This is a genomic window from Paenibacillus sp. FSL L8-0708, from assembly GCF_038009325.1.
In the GTDB taxonomy this organism is placed as follows: Bacteria; Bacillota; Bacilli; order Paenibacillales; family Paenibacillaceae; genus Paenibacillus_AQ; species Paenibacillus_AQ odorifer.
This window is the reverse complement of the sequence record NZ_JBBPBC010000001.1, coordinates 2,427,102-2,447,173: the sequence shown is the minus strand read 5'-3', so window position 1 is coordinate 2,447,173 and position 20,072 is coordinate 2,427,102. Positions and strand designations below refer to the sequence as shown.

At 45.9% G+C, this 20,072-nt stretch carries 17 protein-coding genes; 3 read left to right on the top strand and 14 right to left on the bottom strand.

Annotated elements, in window-relative coordinates; translation table 11 throughout:
- The first annotated feature begins 225 nt into the window (after window positions 1–225).
- A complete protein-coding gene (locus NYE58_RS11515; protein WP_341001905.1) occupies window positions 226–1,167 on the top strand; it encodes an AraC family transcriptional regulator in 942 nt (313 codons plus the stop codon).
- Between the two features lie 286 nt (window positions 1,168–1,453).
- On the opposite strand, the gene NYE58_RS11510 is transcribed toward NYE58_RS11515, so the two are convergent.
- The 5 genes from NYE58_RS11510 to citZ all read right to left on the bottom strand — a co-directional run bounded on the left by NYE58_RS11510 (window position 1,454) and on the right by citZ (window position 6,913).
- The gene (locus NYE58_RS11510) at window positions 1,454–2,599 is read right to left on the bottom strand and encodes an S-layer homology domain-containing protein (protein ID WP_341001904.1); all 1,146 of its coding nucleotides are present in this window, start codon (window positions 2,597–2,599) and stop codon (window positions 1,454–1,456) included.
- A 180-nt stretch (window positions 2,600–2,779) separates the two neighbouring features.
- Window positions 2,780–3,208 (bottom strand): hypothetical protein, encoded by a 429-nt coding sequence (locus NYE58_RS11505; RefSeq protein ID WP_036678923.1) that lies wholly within the window; start codon window positions 3,206–3,208, stop codon window positions 2,780–2,782.
- Window positions 3,209–3,335: 127 nt separating this feature from the next.
- The gene (mdh, locus tag NYE58_RS11500; protein WP_076100099.1) at window positions 3,336–4,277 is read right to left on the bottom strand and encodes a malate dehydrogenase; all 942 of its coding nucleotides are present in this window, start codon (window positions 4,275–4,277) and stop codon (window positions 3,336–3,338) included.
- 80 nt (window positions 4,278–4,357) lie between these two features.
- A complete protein-coding gene (icd, locus tag NYE58_RS11495; RefSeq protein ID WP_341001903.1) occupies window positions 4,358–5,653 on the bottom strand; it encodes an NADP-dependent isocitrate dehydrogenase in 1,296 nt (431 codons plus the stop codon).
- Between the two features lie 147 nt (window positions 5,654–5,800).
- Complete coding sequence (citZ, locus tag NYE58_RS11490; protein ID WP_341001902.1) at window positions 5,801–6,913, bottom strand: citrate synthase; 1,113 nt, start codon at window positions 6,911–6,913, stop codon at window positions 5,801–5,803.
- A gap of 397 nt (window positions 6,914–7,310) precedes the next feature.
- On the opposite strand from citZ, the gene ytvI reads away from it, so the two are divergent.
- Entirely contained in the window at window positions 7,311–8,426 is a 1,116-nt protein-coding gene (gene ytvI / locus NYE58_RS11485; RefSeq protein ID WP_076124908.1) for a sporulation integral membrane protein YtvI, read from the top strand.
- Between the two features lie 88 nt (window positions 8,427–8,514).
- On the opposite strand, the gene NYE58_RS11480 is transcribed toward ytvI, so the two are convergent.
- From NYE58_RS11480 to NYE58_RS11470, 3 genes are read right to left on the bottom strand one after another with little or no spacing between them, the layout of a single operon-like run.
- Window positions 8,515–8,913 carry an FxsA family protein gene (locus NYE58_RS11480; protein ID WP_076124906.1) on the bottom strand — a complete coding sequence of 133 codons (399 nt, stop codon included), beginning with the start codon at window positions 8,911–8,913 and terminating at the stop codon, window positions 8,515–8,517.
- Complete coding sequence (locus NYE58_RS11475) at window positions 8,910–9,437, bottom strand: acyl-CoA thioesterase (protein ID WP_038569667.1); 528 nt, start codon at window positions 9,435–9,437, stop codon at window positions 8,910–8,912. Before NYE58_RS11475 ends, NYE58_RS11480 begins: the two co-directional genes overlap by 4 nt.
- Window positions 9,438–9,476: 39 nt before the next feature.
- On the bottom strand, window positions 9,477–10,661 hold the full coding sequence (locus tag NYE58_RS11470) for an MFS transporter (protein WP_036678905.1): 1,185 nt from the start codon (window positions 10,659–10,661) through the stop codon (window positions 9,477–9,479).
- Between the two features lie 127 nt (window positions 10,662–10,788).
- On the opposite strand from NYE58_RS11470, the gene NYE58_RS11465 reads away from it, so the two are divergent.
- On the top strand, window positions 10,789–11,490 hold the full coding sequence (locus NYE58_RS11465; RefSeq protein ID WP_076124905.1) for a G1 family glutamic endopeptidase: 702 nt from the start codon (window positions 10,789–10,791) through the stop codon (window positions 11,488–11,490).
- 186 nt (window positions 11,491–11,676) lie between these two features.
- Here the strand turns inward: NYE58_RS11465 and pyk are convergent, their stop codons facing one another.
- From pyk to NYE58_RS11435, 6 genes are all read right to left on the bottom strand, one after another.
- Window positions 11,677–13,095 (bottom strand): pyruvate kinase, encoded by a 1,419-nt coding sequence (pyk, locus tag NYE58_RS11460; RefSeq protein WP_038569666.1) that lies wholly within the window; start codon window positions 13,093–13,095, stop codon window positions 11,677–11,679.
- A 330-nt stretch (window positions 13,096–13,425) separates the two neighbouring features.
- The gene (locus tag NYE58_RS11455; RefSeq protein ID WP_076276419.1) at window positions 13,426–14,427 is read right to left on the bottom strand and encodes an acetyl-CoA carboxylase carboxyltransferase subunit alpha; all 1,002 of its coding nucleotides are present in this window, start codon (window positions 14,425–14,427) and stop codon (window positions 13,426–13,428) included.
- Window position 14,428: 1 nt separating this feature from the next.
- The gene (accD, locus tag NYE58_RS11450) at window positions 14,429–15,322 is read right to left on the bottom strand and encodes an acetyl-CoA carboxylase, carboxyltransferase subunit beta (protein WP_076124903.1); all 894 of its coding nucleotides are present in this window, start codon (window positions 15,320–15,322) and stop codon (window positions 14,429–14,431) included.
- A 72-nt stretch (window positions 15,323–15,394) separates the two neighbouring features.
- Window positions 15,395–15,583, bottom strand: coding sequence for a hypothetical protein (locus NYE58_RS11445; RefSeq protein WP_036678895.1), 189 nt, complete (start codon window positions 15,581–15,583; stop codon window positions 15,395–15,397).
- Between the two features lie 146 nt (window positions 15,584–15,729).
- Window positions 15,730–16,230, bottom strand: a complete 501-nt coding sequence (locus tag NYE58_RS11440; protein WP_036678892.1) for a phosphatidylglycerophosphatase A family protein — start codon at window positions 16,228–16,230, stop codon at window positions 15,730–15,732.
- Between the two features lie 74 nt (window positions 16,231–16,304).
- Window positions 16,305–19,946, bottom strand: coding sequence for a DNA polymerase III subunit alpha (locus NYE58_RS11435; RefSeq protein ID WP_076218923.1), 3,642 nt, complete (start codon window positions 19,944–19,946; stop codon window positions 16,305–16,307).
- Between the last annotated feature and the right edge of the window lie 126 nt (window positions 19,947–20,072).

Below are 20,072 nucleotides of genomic sequence, written 5' to 3'. Positions count from 1 at the left end.
AGATTAGTATATTCCTACACAGCTTTCTCACTTCATTACACTTCCTTCCGTTTCTCGAAATACTTCCCTAGGTCCCTCCATTATCCCTGTTCTCTGAAGTGATTCAAATGATGATTTCATTCTTTTTTTTGACCTTTTGTAACGAAAACCATGGAATGATCAACGGCTCACACTGCAAAATGGTCATATGTATAGGTATCCTTGATATAATTAAGAACATCCCTATTGATCCTAAGGAGGAGAACTCCTATCGCTTACAAAGTCAGCTTTCCGAACATTATAAGTACACTGCAGCTGATCGGTGTTCATTATCGTGTAGCAGAACCTGGGTGGGCATACCCTGATCATCATCACAAAATCTTCGAACTATTGTATTGCTACGACGGCAACTCCCATCAATATGTAGAAGGAAGTTCCATTGCCTTTGGTAAAGGAGATTGGTTAATTATTCCGCCTGGCTTACGTCATTATGTAGTTAATTCTGGCCTAAGCAACTATATCTACTTCTCCTTTCATTTCGATATTGACGATTTAAAGTTTCGTGATTGGTTTCAGTCTCAAGCTGTACAGAAATGGAATAACCAGCAAATGCAGCATTCGGAATTAAATCACCAACTGGAACATTTGGATGAATTTATTAAGAACAATATTCTCGCCACGACGGCCTCCACTGGATTTCCCGAGGAAATTGAAGAAATGATTCTTGTAAAAGAAAGGCTTCGTTTGCAAGCGATCATCCTGATGATTTTGACTGAACTCATTGATGTACAGCTCTCGAATTCGGAGAATTCCAACACAGCGCGACAAGCAAACTCTTTGTACGAGGTGGAAACTGCTCATCAGATCGAAAAATATATTGCAGCCAATATTCATTTGCCGGAGCTCACGGTTAATTTGATTGCTGAGCAGCTTTGCTTAAGTCGGGTGCAGTGCCATAAGTTGTTTACAAAGATATATAAGATATCTCCTAGGCAGTACATAACTAACCTAAGATTAAAGAAGTCAAAACATTTGCTGCTTCATACCGATTTAAAAATACAGAGGATTTCTGAACAACTCGGGTTTGCTTCCCAGAGCCACTTCAGCCGACAATTCAAACGATGGACGGGTGTTTCTCCGTTAAATTACCGGCCGAAATCTTATACGAATCCTATCAGGAAAGACTAATTTGGTCATAAAAAACTGCACTCCAATTGTAAGTTCTTGTCTAACAATTGGGGTGCAGTTCAGATAGTTTATTAGTTTGGAATTAATTTCACTTCAGTTGAAGCAGCTTCGCCTTAAGTTCTATAATCTTATTCACCAGTTCTCCAGAAAGCACTTTCTATTGATCTTCGGTTAGTTTCATATACCAATCACACGCTCAGTTTACTGCAGGTTCATTATCCAAAGTTAACTGCCCCACTGTCGAAAGCTTATTTATTTTGAAAGCGAATGTATCTACCTCTGTTGATCAGTTAAAATGGCTTGTCCCTGATAGTAACCCAACACCTTCTACGAGATCGGGCTTTTTCTCAAAAGAGGAGCCTTTACCTCCTTGGTTCACTGTTGCAGCTAAGATTTGACCTTGCCCAGTTACCTTTGTGACTGCATCCAAAATAAGTTTAGCCACAGAAGTCCCTTGTCCCAGTTGAATGAATGCGCCAGATTGTACGGTTACTGTTTTAATTTGAGTTGTTCCTTCAGCTACAAGACTTACTTTTCCGCCTTTTTTCTGAACAACAACTTCCCCCAAAATAGAATCTTTAAAATGAATTGAATTAGCGCCGCCACCCTTAACGATAACTTTTCCTTTTACAGTTACGTTTTCTAAGGAAACATCACCTTCACCAACGCCTTCATTTATACGCAAATCTCCGAGTACAAGGAAATTCTTAAGCGTAACCCCATATGTATTCACTGTAACGCCTTCATCAAAAGCCGGTGCAGTAGGGTCTTCGCCACCAAAAACCCCAGCCTCATTGATCTCCATTGCACCACCCAGCTTGGTAGTTAATGGCTCTATTATAGTTACCACCTCAGCACGGGTGATCGCTTGTAGTGGAGCAAAATTACCACTCGGGTAACCTTTCATAATTCCACTATTAATCATTGCCCCTACCTTACTCGCATTCCATGCTGCTATCTGATCGCGATCTTTGAACTTATTGAGTGCCGAGAGATCTGAAGCATCTTCTAATTTTAGAAGATCACTGATAATTACAGCAGCCTCCTGGCGGGTAAGCGGATCATTTGGGCGAACTTTATCTCCATATCCTTTTATGTAACCTGCTGAGGCAGCCTTGGCAAACTCTTCATAAATCCAACCCGTAGTAGGCACATCAGTAAATCTCACCGGCATACTCCCCCTAATATCGAAAGAGCGATTTATAAGTGTGACAAATTCAGCCCTCGTGATGCCTTGGTCAGGCTTTACTGATCCGTCTGCGAAACCCTTTAACCATCCCTTATCTAACCAGCTCTCGATCTGCTTCTGCGCCCAGTGGCTCTCATAGTCTTTGACCGAGTTGCCAGTAGCTGCGGATGCCAAGCTTAACAAACTGAATAGCAGACTGAATCCCAGACTTACACTCACAATCTTTCTTAAATACACATCCATTCAAACTCCCCGCAATCTCTCAAATAATAAAATAATTGTAAAATCCATCCAAACACATTTATATTACTCTATCACTACATAATTGAAAATATATAATTAGAGATTTTTTAAATAATTAGGTTTTATTAACATACGAAAAACCCGCTCTCCATTACGGAGGCGGGTATAATTCGCTATAGATTAAACTATATCGTTAAACACCATGAAGAATACCATTAGTAGCAATGACACCGTAAGCAGTGCACTAAGTGTGCGCAATTTGCCAGTCTCTGCGCTAACGTCGCGGTTCTCACGAATTCCAGCTGCTGCAAGACGCAAAGGCTTGCTCATAATACCGCCAAGTGCAAACATCGCTAGCAATAACACAACAACAATAATCATCCACGCTACTGAATAATCACCTTTGGTCATCATATAACCGCCTGTAAGGAGTTGGATCACCAATCCATACTGCGCAAAACGATTAAATCCGGTTACTGCACTTAACGTTCCTTCTTTAGCCCCAGACGACAGTTTCTCTGCACGTCCTAGGATGAAGGGTAGCACAAGGTAGAAGCCAAGTGCCAAGGTTCCGATCATATGTAAGAAAAACAACACGTTCCAATCCATAACATATCTCCTCCGATTTAACTGTGATAATAGTTACATTTAATTATACCCATTATTGCTTGAGAAGAAAAGGAAACCCCCATTTTAAGTGAACAAAATGGGGGTTTCTTCATACCTCTGTCACAATCTATACAGTTAGCACAGCTGTTACGCTACGCACGGATTCAGCAGACTTATCTAAAGCCGCTTTTTCCTCAGCTGTAAGCTCGAGTTCAAAAATTTTCTCAATACCATTGGCACCAAGTAACGCCGGAACACCCATGAACAGGTTATCGTAGCCATATTCTCCTTCGAGCAAAGCGATAACCGGAATGATCCGTTTTTTGTCCTTCAAGATAGCTTCCGCCATCTGAACTAAAGAAGCCGCTGGTGCATAATAAGCACTACCATTTCCTAAGAGGTTAACAATCTCTCCGCCACCTACACGTGTACGTTGCACAATCTCATCAATACGCTCTGCAGATATCAATGTATCAATTGGAATGCCGCCGACACTGGAATACCTTACGAGCGGTACCATATCATCGCCGTGTCCGCCTAATACGAAACCACGTACATCTTCAACAGATACCTTCAGCTCTTGTGCAATAAACGTGTTATAACGGGCTGTATCCAGCACTCCGGATTGTCCAATTACGCGACTCTTCGGAAAACCCAGCGCATTAAATGCCGCATAGGTCATAGCGTCAACTGGATTACTCAGAATGATTACGATGGAATCTGGTGCTACACGTTTTATGTTCTCGCATACCGACTTCACAATACCTGCATTGGTGTTCACGAGATCATCGCGACTCATTCCAGGTTTACGGGCAATCCCTGCAGTGATGATTACAATATCTGAATCCGCAGCATCTTCATAGCTTGAGGTTCCTGTAATTTGACTGTCAAATTTCTGTACAGGACCTGCTTCCAGCATATCTAGTGCCTTCCCCTTGGTTGTGTTCTCCATTTGTGGGATATCAAGCAGCACAACGTCACCAAGCTCCTTTTGAGCAAGCATAAGAGCTGTAGTAGCCCCAGTAAAACCGGCACCTACAACTGTAATTTTATAACGTTTGATTGCCAAGGATTCTCCTCCTAGAACGGTGTCGGTATAGCTTGTATTAGCTAAACTTCAATATATTCAGTTGGTTGAGCCAGCCTATCTTAGAGGTGATTAATAATCTCGTCGGCAAATGCAGAGCATTTCAGTTCAGTTGCGCCTTCCATCAGGCGGGCAAAGTCATAAGTCACGGTTTTGTTATTAATAGCTGTTTCCATACCTTTATAAATCAGATCTGCTGCTTCCTGCCAACCCAGATGCTCCAGCAACATTACGCCGGACAGAATCACGGAACCAGGGTTCACAACATCTTTGTCTGCATATTTAGGTGCGGTGCCATGAGTGGCTTCAAAAATCGCATGTCCAGAAATATAGTTAATGTTCGCTCCAGGAGCGATACCGATACCGCCGATTTGCGCAGCAAGCGCGTCAGACAGGTAATCCCCGTTCAGGTTCAAGGTAGCAATAACATCAAAATCAGTCGGACGAGTCAGAACTTGTTGCAATGCGATATCCGCAATGGCATCCTTGATGATAATTTTGCCCGCAGCTTCAGCATCCTTCTGAGCAGCATTGGCAGCAGCTTCACCTTCACGTTCTTTAATCACATCGTATTGATTCCAAGTGAAGACCTTATCTCCGAACTCTTGCTCAGCAACTTCATAACCCCAGTTTTTGAAGGCACCTTCAGTGAACTTCATGATGTTTCCTTTGTGCACAAGCGTTACGCTCTTGCGTCCGTGTTTGATCGCATATTCAATAGCAGCGCGTACTAAACGTTTCGAACCTTCGGAGGATACTGGTTTGATACCAATACCAGAAGTTTCAGGGAAACGGATTTTGTTAACTCCCATCTCTTTTTGCAGGAATTCGATGACTTTCTTCACTTCAGCAGAACCTTCTTGATATTCAATCCCTGCATAAATATCCTCCGTATTCTCACGGAAAATAACCATATCCACCAGCTCAGGACGTTTAACAGGAGAAGGAACCCCTTCGAAATAACGAACTGGACGCAGACATACGTACAAATCCAACTCTTGACGCAAAGCTACGTTCAATGAACGAATACCGCCTCCGATTGGAGTCGTAAGTGGACCTTTAATAGCTACAAAATATTCACGGATTGCCTCCAAAGTATCATTTGGCAGCCATTCGCCATATGTATTGAAGGCTTTTTCGCCAGCAAAAACTTCGTACCAAGCGATTTGCTTTGTGCCGTTATAAGCTTTAGTTACTGCTGCATCAAGTACGCTTTTGGAAGCCTTCCAAATATCACGGCCTGTGCCGTCACCCTCAATAAAAGGAATGATTGGATGATTAGGAACCTGCAGTTTACCATCTTTAATTGTGATTTGTTCGCCTTCTGTTGGCAGATCGAATTTTTCTAGTTTCAACATTTGAGTATATTCCTCCTAAAGTTTTGTGGGATTTAATTTCTCATGGACAAGCCTCGAACAAAACTCTCTACGTATGAATATGCATTATTGCATATATTCTAGGGTTCATTCTACTAAACTTTAGGAGCAGCCCGCAAGGCTGCCCTTCTATCTTTCGTCTACTGGAACGTATTTCTGTTCAATCATACCTGTGTATTCTGCACGTGGCCGGATAATACGGTTATCTGTATATTGCTCCAGAATATGTGCAGTCCAGCCTGAAGTCCGGCTAATTGCAAAGATAGGAGTGAACAGCTCACGTTCAATACCCAGCTGTGTATAAACTGATGCCGAATAGAAATCAACATTCGGTTTAAGTCCCTTTTGTCCGGTAATCAATTCCTCGATATTTACGGACATATCATACAGCGTAGTATCATTTTTCATTGTGCCAAGTTCAAGTGACATTTTCATCAGGTGTTTAGCACGTGGATCACCATTTTTGTATACTCTATGGCCGAAGCCCATGATCTTCTCGCGGTTATCCAGCTTCTTACGAATATAAGGTTCAACCGCTTCCAAACTTCCGATCTCTTCAAGCATCTTCATAACGGCTTCATTCGCCCCACCGTGAAGTGGACCCTTTAGTGCGCCGATAGCGGAGGTCACGCCGGAATAAATATCGGACAAGGTTGCAACCGTAACTCTGCCTGCAAAAGTTGAAGCATTCAGCTCATGGTCCGCATGAAGCACAAGTGCGGTATCAAGCGCTTTAACAGATACACTGTCAGGCTCTTTTCCCCATAACATATACAGGAAGTTCTCGGCAATCGAGACGCCTTCTTTAGGAGCCACAGGTTCCAGACCTTTGCGAATACGCGATAGGGCCGCCACAACCGTCGAGAGCTGTGCCTGTAGTTTTACTGCTTTAATCTCGTTAGCTTCTCTACTCATATCGTCAGCCGCTTCATCATAGAGAGCAAGGCTTGATACAGCAGTCCGCAATGCTGCCATGGTGTTGGTGTCTTTTGGATAGAGCTTCATTTGCTCGATGACTGGCTCAGGAATCCGTGCGAAAGCACTGAAATCCCGTTTGAGCGCTTCCAGCTCTGGTGTTGTTGGTAGACTGCCAAACCACAATAAATAAGCTGTTTCTTCGAAGGTAGCATTTTCTGCGAGATCATCAATATCATAACCACGGTAAGTGAGTACCCCATCCACAATAGAGCTAATGGATGAAGTTGTTGCAACGATACCTTCCAAGCCTTTGGTAGCTGTCATAGCATATCTCTCCTTTGCCAACAAGGTATAAAAAGCATTCTCGGTTTCATGTAAACATTTACAATTTAAAGCATTGAAAAATCTAAGGAGTGCAGTTCAAGGACATATCCGGCGAGGATGTTGTCTGACTTTCGTAATCGAATCTTTATTCATCATACTGGATTTTGTCGGTTATGTGAACAATGTGGAAGCTTTGCAGCGCATCAAATGATTTTATCACAGAGATAGAAAAAAACTTCTAAACCCTTGATTCACAGTTGAGATTTTAGTTTATAGCATCCGGTTCAGCCCAATATTTATCCTGTTTCCTAGTCTTTAAATAGGTTCTATGAATATATATGAAGACGAGCTTTTATTCCCCTGCATCCGCAGGAATGAAGGAGGTGTAGATCTTCGTATGGACCGATTAGCATTAAAAAGACTGCTGCGCGGCCTGTGGGTCGTTCTGGCTACCTCTATCCTCCTGCTGGCAATCTATTTATTGCTTCCGCTGTTATACCCCCTCCTGCTCGCTTGGTTGCTCGCTTATATCATGCATCCACTAGTGTTGATTCTTAAAGGCCTTAAGCTCCCAGCGTGGCTGGCGGTGTCGCTCTCGCTGCTATTTTACATAGGCGGAACCGCACTAGTACTGACCGCGATGATTACTAGGCTAGTGAAAGAATTGATCGTGCTGCTGCAGACCTTTAATCTTCATACGGACCAATGGAGAGAGCTTCTGCTGTCCTTGAGCCAGAATGCAAGCATACAGAATATCATTAACCAGATAAATCAGTTCTACCGCGACAATCCTGACTATCACGCCACCATTGACAGCAATATCAGCAGAACAACGGAAACCGTTGGTTACGCAGTTACGCAAGTGGTGACCGGATTTTTTAATGTGATCTTAAAGCTGATCTCCGCTCTACCCAGTATGGGTACAATTCTTATCGTGGTCGTTCTCGCTGCCTTTTTTATTAGTACTAGCTGGGAAAGACATAATGCCAAACTCACAGGCTGGCTGCCAGCCCCATTCTTAAAGCCGGTATCGGGTATCTGGCGGGATCTGCGAAAAGCTCTCTTCGGCTATCTCCGGGCTCAGCTAATCCTGATCTCCATTACAGCGGTCATTGTCGTGATCGGGTTGCTGCTCTTGGGTGTAAAATCTGCTTTCGCTATTGGCTTAATGATTGGTTTTGTGGATCTGTTGCCTTATTTAGGGGTTGGAATCGTAATGATTCCTTGGGCGTTATACTCTTACATGACAGACAATCTGGCACTGGGGATCGGACTTACTATCCTATATGCCGTTATCCTTGTAACCCGCCAAGTGCTTGAGCCGAAAGTGCTCGCCAGCAGCATTGGGCTTGATCCCCTTGCTATGCTGGTCGGTATGTTTGCAGGTTTGCAGCTGTTCGGTATGCTTGGGCTGATCATCGGTCCCGTTATTCTAGTTATTCTTGTAGCCTTTAACCGAGCAGGTGTATTTCACGCATTACACAGCTATATTGTCAGCGGAAGACTAAGATAATAAACAATACCCTACAATTCTTGGAATAGCAAAACAGAGCGGCTCCTATCAATGACAGGGGCCCGCTCTGTTTTTGTTTTGATGATGACTAGCGGCGGTAAAAGGTGAAGGTGCCGTTTTTCATCTTTTTCTCAATCCACTTCAGCAAAAATATACGATACAAAGGCCGAGTCAACGGAAACACCAAGGAGAAACCTACAATATCCGTTATGAAGCCAGGTAAGATCAGCAGTAAGCCACCGAAAAAAATGCATAGGCCATCCAGCATCGTCCGGCCAGGAACGCGTCCCTCCTGCATATGTGTTCTGCTGTCTTGCAGCACTTTATTCCCTTCGAAACGCATCATCAATAGTCCGATAACCGAGGTCGTCAACATAAGCAGCAGCGTTTTGAATGCTCCAAGTTGATCTGCTACAAAGATAAAGCCGAATAATTCCACGGCAGGAATGATAAATAATGCAGCCCACAACCATTTGCTTCTAATCATACAGAACCCCTTTCTTCCCGCAGCGCTCCTTTAATCGCGTGAAACAGCTCCGGAAGGGCTCTATCCAGCCTGGCAGGCTTCCATTCTCGATTCACCCAAACATGATTTGTCGAGCCGGTAACCAGCAGTTCCCCGGGGAGGTCCATCGAGCGCAATTGTCCCAAAGTAGCCGCTGAACCCTCTAAATTCCTACCTTCTGCTTCCGAGAGCCTCCGCACCTGATACTCAAATGCGACTCTTAACGCCGAAAAGGTAGTCATTCGCGCATACACGGAGATAAGATCATCATATCGCGCCGGACTTTTAAATTGCAAATCGGCTGAGGTAACAGGCAGCAGCACTCCCTGATTCTCAAGCTCACGATAAGTAAAGCCAAGCTGACGTAACAACTCCGTACGGCCAGACTCAAACCAGTTCAAATAATTCGCATGATACACTACGCCCATCTGATCACTTTCCTGGTATCGAACACGCAGGGTAGACTCATACCACCGGCTTCGCAAGCCGTCTTGCTGTAATTCCATTTATAAATACTCCTTTCGGCATAGGCAGCAGGGAGAGCTTTAGGCCCGGGCCCCGTCTGAAGATAGCTTTGTCGTCGATAGTTTGCTTCGGGAGCTTCTGGCGACATAAAATAACAGCATCGCTCCTGCAATTGAACTCAACATACAAGACAGGTTCATCACTTCTACGCCGCCTTGATTGAGCAAGAATCCATTTAATAAATTGCCAACAACACCGGCAAAACCCGAGAACACCATATTAAAAACACTTTGCCCAGTCGCCTGCATCTCGTTAGAGGTGATCTGAGATACATATTCAACGGCAGCAATATAAAAGAACCCGAATGACAGACCATGCAGTACCTGCACTCCAATCATTACGGATGGATAAGGGAAAGCCACCTGAATACCCCACCGCAAGACATAAATAAGTGCGCCAAGGAGCAGCGTCCGCTCGCGCCCCAGCTTTTTGATTACCTTGGAAGCAAACAGCATGGAGGGCACGTTCGTTACAGATGCGAGGAAAAGCGCAATTCCTGCATAACGAGTTGAACCTCCAACCGACTGAAACGCAATGACGAAGTAGGTTCCAAAAGCAGTCATCGTCTGGTTCACAAGAAAACTGCCACCCAAAAACGCTAGGAACACCCGATTCCCCAGCAGCTTTTTAACCCCCTGAGAAAACGATTGCCGCATCATATGATTCTCTTCTGCCTGCTTCGGCAGCGTCAATGCAATAAGAACCGCAATCAGATTAAACATAAGAAAGGGCAACCATATCGTGGATACAGAGAAGGACGATACATACAATCCGCCTAAATAGGCTCCCACAGCCGCTCCAATGCTCATCATAAGCCTTATACTGCCATAAGTAGCCCCAGCCCTCTTCGCCGCTGAAATCGCGTAAGAATCGGCTATAGGCGCCTGTGTCGAGGAAAAGATTGTAGAGAGGGTATACACCAGCAGTAACACTATAAAATATTCCGAACGGTAAAAGACGGCTAATAAAGCCGGTATCGCCACACTTAGGATTAGTACCAAACGCGTCTGATTATACCGATCCGAGACAATTCCCCATATTGGCTGAATCGTGATCGCAATTAGCGTGCCTGTTGCCATTAGTATACCTATCTGCCCGCTATCAAGTCCATTGTGGACAAGCAGCAGCGTTAGATATGAGCCAAATGAACCGCCGGCCAATCCTAAAAACAGATAAAAGCCACGCAGCTTCGATAATTTTTCCATTTTAAGCTACAAATCCTCTCCAGCTTCTTAATCAAGCATTGCACTCTCTTATATTTTAGCAGAACACCCGTACTTCCTATGTAATCACCGCATTTAATATAGCAGTACTATAAAGGCGGTGGACAAGTTGAATGATAAGCAAAATTCTAATCGGGTCAATCATCCATGTCTAAAAGACAAATCTAATTCGAACAAATTTCAAAGCTCCGGCTTCGGCTGGTCTTCAACAAACTGGAGCGGATATACGATCACTGGAAAAAAGGGGGCTTTTAACCGCATTGCCGGTGAATGGATCGTTCCATATGTAAAACCAACCTCTAAACCTTCCTATTCCTCTGCTTGGATTGGTATTGACGGTTTCAAGAACAGCAGCCTGATCCAAACGGGTACAGGCCATGAATTCGTAAATGGCCGTGCCCGGTATTACGCTTGGTGGGAAATCCTTCCTGATGTCGAAACGGTAATTCCCCTTCCAGTGAGCCCTGGAGACCATATAAAAGCGAACATCACGAAGGTAGGCCGCAACAAATGGACGATTACGCTCCGCAATTTGAGCCGAAATTGGATTTTTCGAACATTACAGCGATATACCGGACCACAAACCTCTGGTGAATGGATTATGGAAGCTCCCGAGGTAGACGGCTCGATTGCAAAGCTGGCGCGTGTCTCCCCTACTTGCTTCTATTGCTGTCGAATTAATGGCAAAAGTCCGAGGCTCACTCTCAATATGGGAGGAATCATGGTGCAAAATAACGCTACTATCGCCGTTCCTTCTTGTCCAAACCATCGTGGGGATTCTTTTACTGTCAAACGAACATACCCCAAATAAAAATACTCGAACCTATCATTCAAGATTTGTTACTAACAGCATAAATGGATTTAACATAATCTTCAATCGAATATGTTGATAAACACGAAAAAAAGGGCTGCCTCGCTTGTAGATTTTCACTACAGTTGAGACAACCCTTTAATTAAGCTTTATGGAACCTGCTAAACAGGTGAAGCCAATCGAGAACTACTCGATTGTGCTTACTTTTACCAAGTTAGTGGAACCAGAACGTCCAAGTGGAATTCCTGCAGTAATCACAACTAGGTCACCAGTTTGAACCAGACCGGAATCCTTACCACCTTTGATTGCTGTTTCCAGCAGCTCATCTGTGGAAGATGCAACTTGTCCGAACACTGGCGTTACGCCCCAAACGAGGGACAACTGACGCATAGTTCTTTCTTGTGTTGTAACGGCAATGATTGGTGCTTTAGGACGGTATTTGGAAACAACGCGTGCAGTATGACCTGTTACAGTCGAAGAAATGATAGCCTTAGCGTTCAGATCCAAAGCAGAAATTGCAACGGATTGGCTGATTGCTTCTGTAACTGTAGTTTCTTGTGCAGTTTGTTGTTTCATGAAGATTTCATGGTGGTTCAGAGCGGATTCCGCTTTCTCAGCAATGCGGGACATTGTAAGTACGGATTCTACTGGATATTTACCAGCAGCAGTTTCTCCGGAAAGCATGATTGCATCTGTACCATCTAAAATAGCGTTTGCTACGTCACTTGCTTCAGCGCGAGTAGGACGTGGGTTGCGTTGCATGGAATCCAACATTTGTGTAGCTGTGATTACTGGTTTACCAGCAACGTTACATTTTTGAATCATCAATTTTTGAGCCAAAGGTACATCTTCAGCTGGGATTTCAACACCAAGGTCACCACGAGCAACCATCAGGCCGTCAGAAGCTTCTAAAATTTCATCAAGGTTGTCAACACCTTGTTGGTTTTCGATTTTGGAAATGATTTGGATGTGAGAAGCGTTGTTTTTCTCAAGCAGCTCACGAATTTCCTGAACGTCGCTAGCTTTGCGAACGAAGGAAGCGGCGATAAAATCGATGTCCTGTTCGATACCAAAAAGAATATCGTTGGTGTCTTTTTCCGTAATACCCGGCAAGGAGATGTTTACTCCTGGTACGTTAACGCCTTTCTTGCTCTTAATCGTACCACCGTTTACAATACGGGTCTTGATTTCTGTACCTTGAATGTCGACAACTGTCAAACCAATCAGACCGTCATCAATAAGGATTGTGGATCCTACTTGAACATCGTTAGGAAGTTCGCTGTACGTGATGGAAATACGATCTTGATTACCAAGGATCTCTTCCGTAGTCAGTGTCAGGTACTCGTCCTGAACAAGTTCAATCGGTTCTACTTCCAGCTTGCCTGTGCGAATCTCCGGTCCTTTAGTATCGAGCAGGATAGCAACTGTTTTGTTCAGTTCCTTAGATGCTTGACGGATCGTATTGATCCGAGCACCGTGCTCTTCGAAATCGCCGTGGGAGAAATTCAGACGGGCCACATTCATACCAGCCAAAATCAATTTTTTGATATTCTCCAACGATTCACTCGCAGGTCCGATCGTACATACAATTTTACTTTTCCGCATTAGGTTTTCCTCCGTTTTTTCGTTCTCTCTGTCTCACTTTTTCCAACTACAAAATCTACTACAAGGCTAACTAATAAAATAGGAACTTTGTCACATGTGCCTTTAAGTACGCCCTTATGAATATTACTGCAAACCAGACACAAAATCAATGTTGTAGGCACTTTTGGGTGTAACTTTAAGTCGAATTTTCTGTAAACATAAAAAAAATTAAAATAATCCCGTTAGTGGATCGAGATTATTTTAATTCCAATAAATTGTATATTTTACACTATATCCAAAAGACCCACTAAGTATAGCTATATGTCTTAAAGTGCAAATGATTTTGCACTTTTACACTTCTGACTTCACTTCTTCTTCAATAAGAATTTGTTCCTGCTGAGCCTCTGCAAACTCACCAATTTTACGGAATTTACGGTATCGATCATCCTTCAATTCCACTGAGTTCATCTGGGTTAGCTCCTGCAGATGCCGCCATAATGCATCCTTAATCGCCGCTGCCGTTGCTTCGTAATCCCGATGAGCGCCGCCTTTAGGCTCTGGTACGATCTCTTCTATAACTTCCATCTCAAGCAGATCAGCAGCCGTTATCTTCATGGCTTCTGCCGCTTGATCAGCCTTCGAAGCATCCTTCCACAGAATAGAGGCCGCTCCGTTAGGAGATATCGCCGAATAAATGGCATGTTCCAGCATGAGCACTCTATTTCCAACCGCCAATGCCAGGGCGCCACCGCTTCCGCCTTCACCGATGACCACACAGATTACAGGGACACCAAACTGAGACATCTCGCGTAAATTGCGGGCAATCGCTTCGGATTGACCTCTTTCCTCGGCTGTGTTGCCTGGGTATGCACCTTTCGTATCCACGAAGGTAATAATGGGACGTTTGAACTTGTCCGCTTGCTGCATCAGACGCAGCGCTTTACGGAAGCCCTCAGGGTGTGCACTGCCGAAGAATCGTAAAATATTTTCTTTGGTGTCTTTACCGCGCTGCTGGCCAATAACTGTAACCGGCAACCCATTTAGTTTAGCGATGCCGCCTACAATAGCAAGATCATCCCCAAACATCCGATCACCGTGGAGCTCAATAAAATCTGTGAAGATCTGCCCCATAAGATCAAGGGAAGTCGGACGTCCTTGATGTCTAGCCAAATGCATTTTTTGCGAAGGAGAAATATTAGAATATATCTCTTCCTCGAGCACACGGTATCGTTCTTCCAGCCTAGCTACCTCGTCCGTAAAATCAATACCCTTCTCTTCGCCAAACTGCTTCAGTTCAGCAATCTTCTTGCGCATTTCTACCAGAGGCATTTCAAAAGGCAACTCTCCTGCCAACCTAAAATCCCCCTTTCACGTCATGCAGCTCCAAAATTTTAGTCAATGTAGCGCGCATTTCTTTGCGGTGCACGACCATATCAAGCAACCCATGCTGAAGATTAAATTCAGCGGTCTGGAAATCATCCGGAAGCTTCTGGCGAATGGTCTGCTCAATGACTATACGTCCTGCGAAACCAAATACCGCTCCAGGCTCTGCAATAATTATATCACCAAGGCTGGCAAAACTCGCAGATACTCCACCGGTAGTAGGATCCGTAATAATCGAGATGTAAAGACCTCCAACCTCGTTAAAACGAGCCAGCGCAGCGCTGGTCTTCGCCATTTGCATTAGACTAAGAATACTCTCCTGCATTCTCGCTCCACCAGAAGTAGAGAAAATAAGGAGTGGAAGCTGTTGCTCTGTGGCCTCTTCTATCGCACGGGTGATCTTCTCCCCTACTACAGAGCCCATACTGCCTGAGAAAAATTCAAAATTCATCACAGCTACGATGACTGGATGGCCACCAATGGAGCCCTGACCCGTAATTACGGCTTCAGTTTGTCCAGATTTCAGCTGCTGTTGCTCCACTTTGGAAGCGTAACCCGGAAATTTCAGCGGGTCGATAGAATACATTTCACTGTCAAACTCAATAAAGCCCTCAGGGTCTAATGTCATTGCAATACGCTCCACAGCATTTAGGCGTAAGTGGTGACCACAATTAGGACATACCTTTAGGTTCTTCTCTAATTCCTTACTATACTGGATCGTTCCGCATTTATTACATTTGCTCATTAATCCTTCAGGGATTTCACGTTTGGGGCGTTCGCCTTCCGCAGGCCCGCCGCTCCGCTCCAGACGTTCTGAAGGAATAGTCGCGTACTTCCGTTTCTTCTGAAATAAATCTTTGAACACACCCGCACCTCTTCAGCCGTTTATTTGCGTTATGCAGCTTGCCGCTGTCATGACTTTTGTCTTGTAAGAAACTCAGGGATGCAGAATAAGATTAAGGACTTCCTGTACTTCCTCCAGCTCACCTGAAGGAACCAATATCTCAAACTGCTGCTTGGACATATTGATTGGACGGCATTCTACCAAAAAACCTTCTTCTGTCAGCTTACTCTTAATCATATCCGCCACTCTGGCGGTCGGCGCGATATATATTACCGTCCACATGCCCTGCAAGGCCTCCCCAATCTTAATTCCCAGCCGTATCCCGTATAATGGAATTATGATAACACAGTTTTCTTTTTTCCCGCAACAGGAGTAGGGCATAGGAAGCAAGACTGAGGAACTTGTTCAAACGAAATAAAGGGGCTCAATTATTCCTTGTCCGTGCCTAAAGGATATACTTTTGCCCCTTCATGCCGATGAGCAATTCTGGCGGAAGCGGCGGCAGCAATGCCGGCAACAAGGTCATCCAAGAATACATGAATCCTACCTTTATCATCGTTCAGTTCACCAATGATTCCAAGCTTTATTTTGTCCAAATACCCAAAACCTGTCAGTCCGATCATCCCATATACCCCTGTAATACCAAGCGCCAGAGTCTCGTCCGCTCCGTAGAGGGATTCATCAGCCTCCATTACCGCCTGCAGCGGCTGTGGAAGCAGTTTTTTCTCGGCTAATTCATCAAGAGCAACACCTGTCATTAAAGTATACTGCACTTCTCTTTTGCCCAAAACAGACTTGACGCTGGACAGACATTCATCCTTGGTTAAACCAGGATAATAAACCGATTGTAAAATATATACGATTTCAGCAATGGAGGAAAGTGATACACCTCTGCGTTCCAACAGATCTACTGCCATTTGATAGGACATGCTGCGACTCCCCTTTCCGTACAGGGATGTGCCCTGTGGTTTCCTAATGTATGCGGAAAAGGGGAGAATTGTTCTTATTTTATTCTTACCGTACCTGCACCCAGCATAACCTCGATCGCCGCGAAAAGTTCCTCGGACGGCTTAATTCGATAATTATCGCTAAGAGCTAGGAGCTTCTGATCCTGTTCATAGAACAGAAGCGTCGCAGCAGGACCGGGATGATTCTGCAGCAGCTCTTTCAGGCGCGACAGCAACGCTGCATTCTCTGAGGCCGGCGTGATCTTGATAAAGACACGCTGGCCTGAGGTCGCCGCTGTTGTTGGCGCGGCCTGTGCAGGTGTTACAGGCGGCGTTGTGCCGCCTGCTGGCCTGGCAGCCGGACCAGTGGCGGCACCACTGGTCCGGGAAGCAGGAGCTGCGCCGCGTGGCGGCGCTCCTGCCGAGGCCGAGCGTCCCGCGCTGTACGAGCGGGACGCGGCGGCACTGCGGCGCTGCAACAGCCCGCGGAGAGCCTCCGCAGACAGCAGCGCCACTTCCTCGGCCAGCAGCTTGAAGCCTTCGTCTTCCTGCTGCACCTTAGCGCGCAAGGCCAGCAACGCGCCCTTGGCAATCAAGCTGCGGCTTCGCTTCCACACCTCAGGGAAGAGCACGACCTCGCAGCGCTCGATCTGATCTTCCCATTCGACGAAGGCCATCGATTTTCCTTGCTTCGTCGTAATTTCCTTAACGGATACTACCATTCCGGCCGTAACCGTCTGGCTCTCATCCGCGGCTTCACCAAGATCCATCAGCCGCTGCATGCCGGGCTCCTCAAGCAGTTCCGCGCTATCATCAAGCGGATGGCCCGAAAGATATAACCCCAGCAGCTCACGTTCCATCTCCAGCTGCTGGCCAATGGTGAACTTAGGGATATCCGGATAGCGGATTTCCCAGTTCGGTGTCTCGACCAAATCGTCGAACAGCTGGATTTGCAGTTCATCCCGCTCCTTGCGCCATTTCAGCGCAGCGTCAACCGTCTCGTCCAGCATAGCCAGCAGCTGGGCGCGGTGACCTGGCAGACAGTCAAAAGCTCCCGCCTGCAGCAAAGATTCCACTACCCGCTTATTACAGACCCGCAGGTCCACACGTCGACAGAAATCTAGCAGACTGTCGAACGGCCGCTCCTTGCGGACCGCCATAATGTTCTCCACTGCCAGCGTGCCAACGTTCTTAATGGCTGCGAGTCCAAAGCGGATATGCCCGGTTCCGGTTCCTTCACCAGGAACCGGAGTAAACAATACGCCGCTCTCGTTCACATCCGGCGGCAACACGCCGATGCCTGTGCGGCGGCAGTCCAGCACATACTCCGCTACCTTGCGGTGAGTGCCCATTACAGCGGTCAACATAGACGCCATAAACTGCACCGGATAATGTGCCTTGAGATAGGCTGTCTGGAAAGCCAATACTCCATAAGCCGCGGCATGAGCACGCGGGAAGCCGTAATCAGCAAAGCGCACGATCATGTCATAAACAGCATTTGCATCCGTTTCATTATACCCCTGCTGCAAGCTGCCTTGAACAAAATGGCTCCGTTCCTTATCCAGCGTCTCACGTTTTTTCTTTGAGACCGCTCGACGGAGCAGATCCGCTTCTCCTAACGAGAAGCCCGCCATCAGAGAAGCAATCTGCATGATCTGTTCCTGATACACAATGATCCCATAGGTGTCCGCTAAAATAGCCTTCAAATCAGAATGTGGATACTCTACTTCAATCTCACCGTGTTTGCCTGCTATATATTTCGGGATAAATTCCATCGGACCCGGACGATACAGCGCTAGAACCGATACAATATCTTCAAAGCCGTTAGGCTTCAGATCTTTAAGTACTCGTCTAACGCCCGCCGACTCCAGCTGGAAGACCCCTGTTGTCTCACCAGCCCCAAGCATTTCATACGTAGCTGGATCATGATCTGGGATGACACGGAAATCCGGAACACTTCCGCTCATTTCTCTAATCGAATTCATGCAGCGTTCGATAATCGACAACGTGCGCAAACCCAGAAAATCCATTTTCAACAGCCCGACACTCTCCAAATGCTCCATAGAGTATTGGGTTAACGCCGTACTTTCGTTACCTTCCTGAAGTGGGACTGCATCGGTCAACGGACCCTTCGAGATAACAACCCCCGCTGCATGTGTCGAAGCATGGCGGGGCATGCCCTCCACCTTCATAGCCATATCCAGCAGCCCTTTTATCTTTGGATTGCTATCATACAGTGCTTTAAGATCTGGTGTACTCTCCAGCGCTCTGGCAAGGCTGATCCCTAGTTGACCAGGTATAAGCTTGGCAGCTTTGTCTACCTCGTTATAAGGCAAGTTCAGCACCCTGCCTACATCACGTACGGCAGCCCGTGCAGCCATAGTTCCGAAAGTAATAATTTGCGCCACATGTTCTTTGCCGTATTTCTCCACTACATAACCAATAACCTCATCACGCCGTTCATCACTAAAATCGATATCAATATCCGGCATGGTGATCCGTTCTGGATTTAGAAAACGTTCAAAGAGCAAGTTATATTTCAATGGGTCCACGTCAGTTATTCGCAAAGAGTATGCGGTGAGACTACCCGCGGAGGATCCCCGTCCGGGTCCCGTAGCAATTCCCTGACGATGACAATAAGCAATAAAATCCCACACAATTAGAAAATAATCGCTGAAGCCCATACTCTCGATAACGCCCAGTTCATAGGTCAGACGCTTCTCAGCCGTCTCTCTTTGCTCAGGTGTAGTCCATTGCGGTGTATCTATATATCGTTCCTCCATCCCCTTCCAGCACAGCTCACGCAAATAAGCAGCGGAATCCATGCCTTCAGGGAGCGGAGAATAGGCAGGCAGAATATGATTGCCGAAGGTCAGCTCCAAATTACATTTTTCTGCGATCAATAAGGTATTGGCGATAGCCTGCGGCACATGCGGAAACAAGGCCGCCATTTGCTCGCTGCTTTTTAGAAACAGCTGATCTGTTCCGATCTTGAGACGTTCCTCATCATCCACCGTTTTGCCTGTTCCGATGCAGATCAGCACATCCTGAACCTCAGCATCTTCCTTCGCTAAATAATGGACATCATTCGTCACCACAAGTGGAATTTCACAGTCCTCGGCAAGGGCGATGAGCTTGGGATTGACTCTCTTTTGCTCGGAGATCCCGTGGTCTTGCAGCTCCAGATAGAAATCTTCGCCAAAAATCGCCTTATATCGCAGCGCAGCCTTGCGCGCCTCCTCATCACGTCCATGCAGCAGATGCTGCGGCACTTCTCCGCCCAGACAAGCACTTAGGCAGATAATCCCCTCTGAATGAGCTGCCAGCACTTCCATATCAATTCGTGGTTTATAATGATGGCCTTCCAGATGGCCGATAGAGATCAGCTTCATCAGGTTCTTGTAGCCGGTTTCATTCTTGACGAGCAGAATCAAGTGGTAGATCGGTTGATCTTTTCGACTGCCCCGCTCACGGCGTGAACCCGCGGTTAAATAAGCTTCACAGCCAATAATCGGCTTGATTCCATTCTCTTTACACGCTTTATAAAAGGGGATGGCCCCGTACATCACTCCATGATCCGTAAGCGCCAGCGACTTCATGCCGTATTCGCCGGCCCGGCGCACGAGATCGGTAATGCGCGCCGCCCCGTCCAGTAAACTGTATTCGCTGTGCACATGCAAATGCACGAAAGGGCTCATAACCCCACTTCCTCTCTACTGCAAAAATCAAACATAAGATGAAACTATTTTATCATATTAAAGGGGGACCCGCCCATAGAATGGATTAAGAGCATAAGGACAGGCAAAGCTTGTAAATGCCTCGTC

Bases quoted from the DNA above. Each gene is read 5' to 3' on its own strand.
- ytvI (WP_076124908.1), top strand. From the start codon at position 7,311: ATGGACCGATTAGCATTAAAAAGACTGCTGCGCGGCCTGTGGGTCGTT.
- citZ (WP_341001902.1), bottom strand. From the start codon at position 6,913: ATGACAGCTACCAAAGGCTTGGAAGGTATCGTTGCAACAACTTCATCC.
- NYE58_RS11510 (WP_341001904.1), bottom strand. From the start codon at position 2,599: ATGGATGTGTATTTAAGAAAGATTGTGAGTGTAAGTCTGGGATTCAGT.
- NYE58_RS11445 (WP_036678895.1), bottom strand. From the start codon at position 15,583: ATGTGGACGGTAATATATATCGCGCCGACCGCCAGAGTGGCGGATATG.
- NYE58_RS11435 (WP_076218923.1), bottom strand. From the start codon at position 19,946: ATGAGCCCTTTCGTGCATTTGCATGTGCACAGCGAATACAGTTTACTG.
- NYE58_RS11440 (WP_036678892.1), bottom strand. From the start codon at position 16,230: ATGTCCTATCAAATGGCAGTAGATCTGTTGGAACGCAGAGGTGTATCA.
- NYE58_RS11505 (WP_036678923.1), bottom strand. From the start codon at position 3,208: ATGGATTGGAACGTGTTGTTTTTCTTACATATGATCGGAACCTTGGCA.
- NYE58_RS11470 (WP_036678905.1), bottom strand. From the start codon at position 10,661: ATGGAAAAATTATCGAAGCTGCGTGGCTTTTATCTGTTTTTAGGATTG.
- pyk (WP_038569666.1), bottom strand. From the start codon at position 13,095: ATGCGGAAAAGTAAAATTGTATGTACGATCGGACCTGCGAGTGAATCG.
- NYE58_RS11475 (WP_038569667.1), bottom strand. From the start codon at position 9,437: ATGGAATTACAGCAAGACGGCTTGCGAAGCCGGTGGTATGAGTCTACC.
- icd (WP_341001903.1), bottom strand. From the start codon at position 5,653: ATGTTGAAACTAGAAAAATTCGATCTGCCAACAGAAGGCGAACAAATC.
- NYE58_RS11480 (WP_076124906.1), bottom strand. From the start codon at position 8,913: ATGATTAGAAGCAAATGGTTGTGGGCTGCATTATTTATCATTCCTGCC.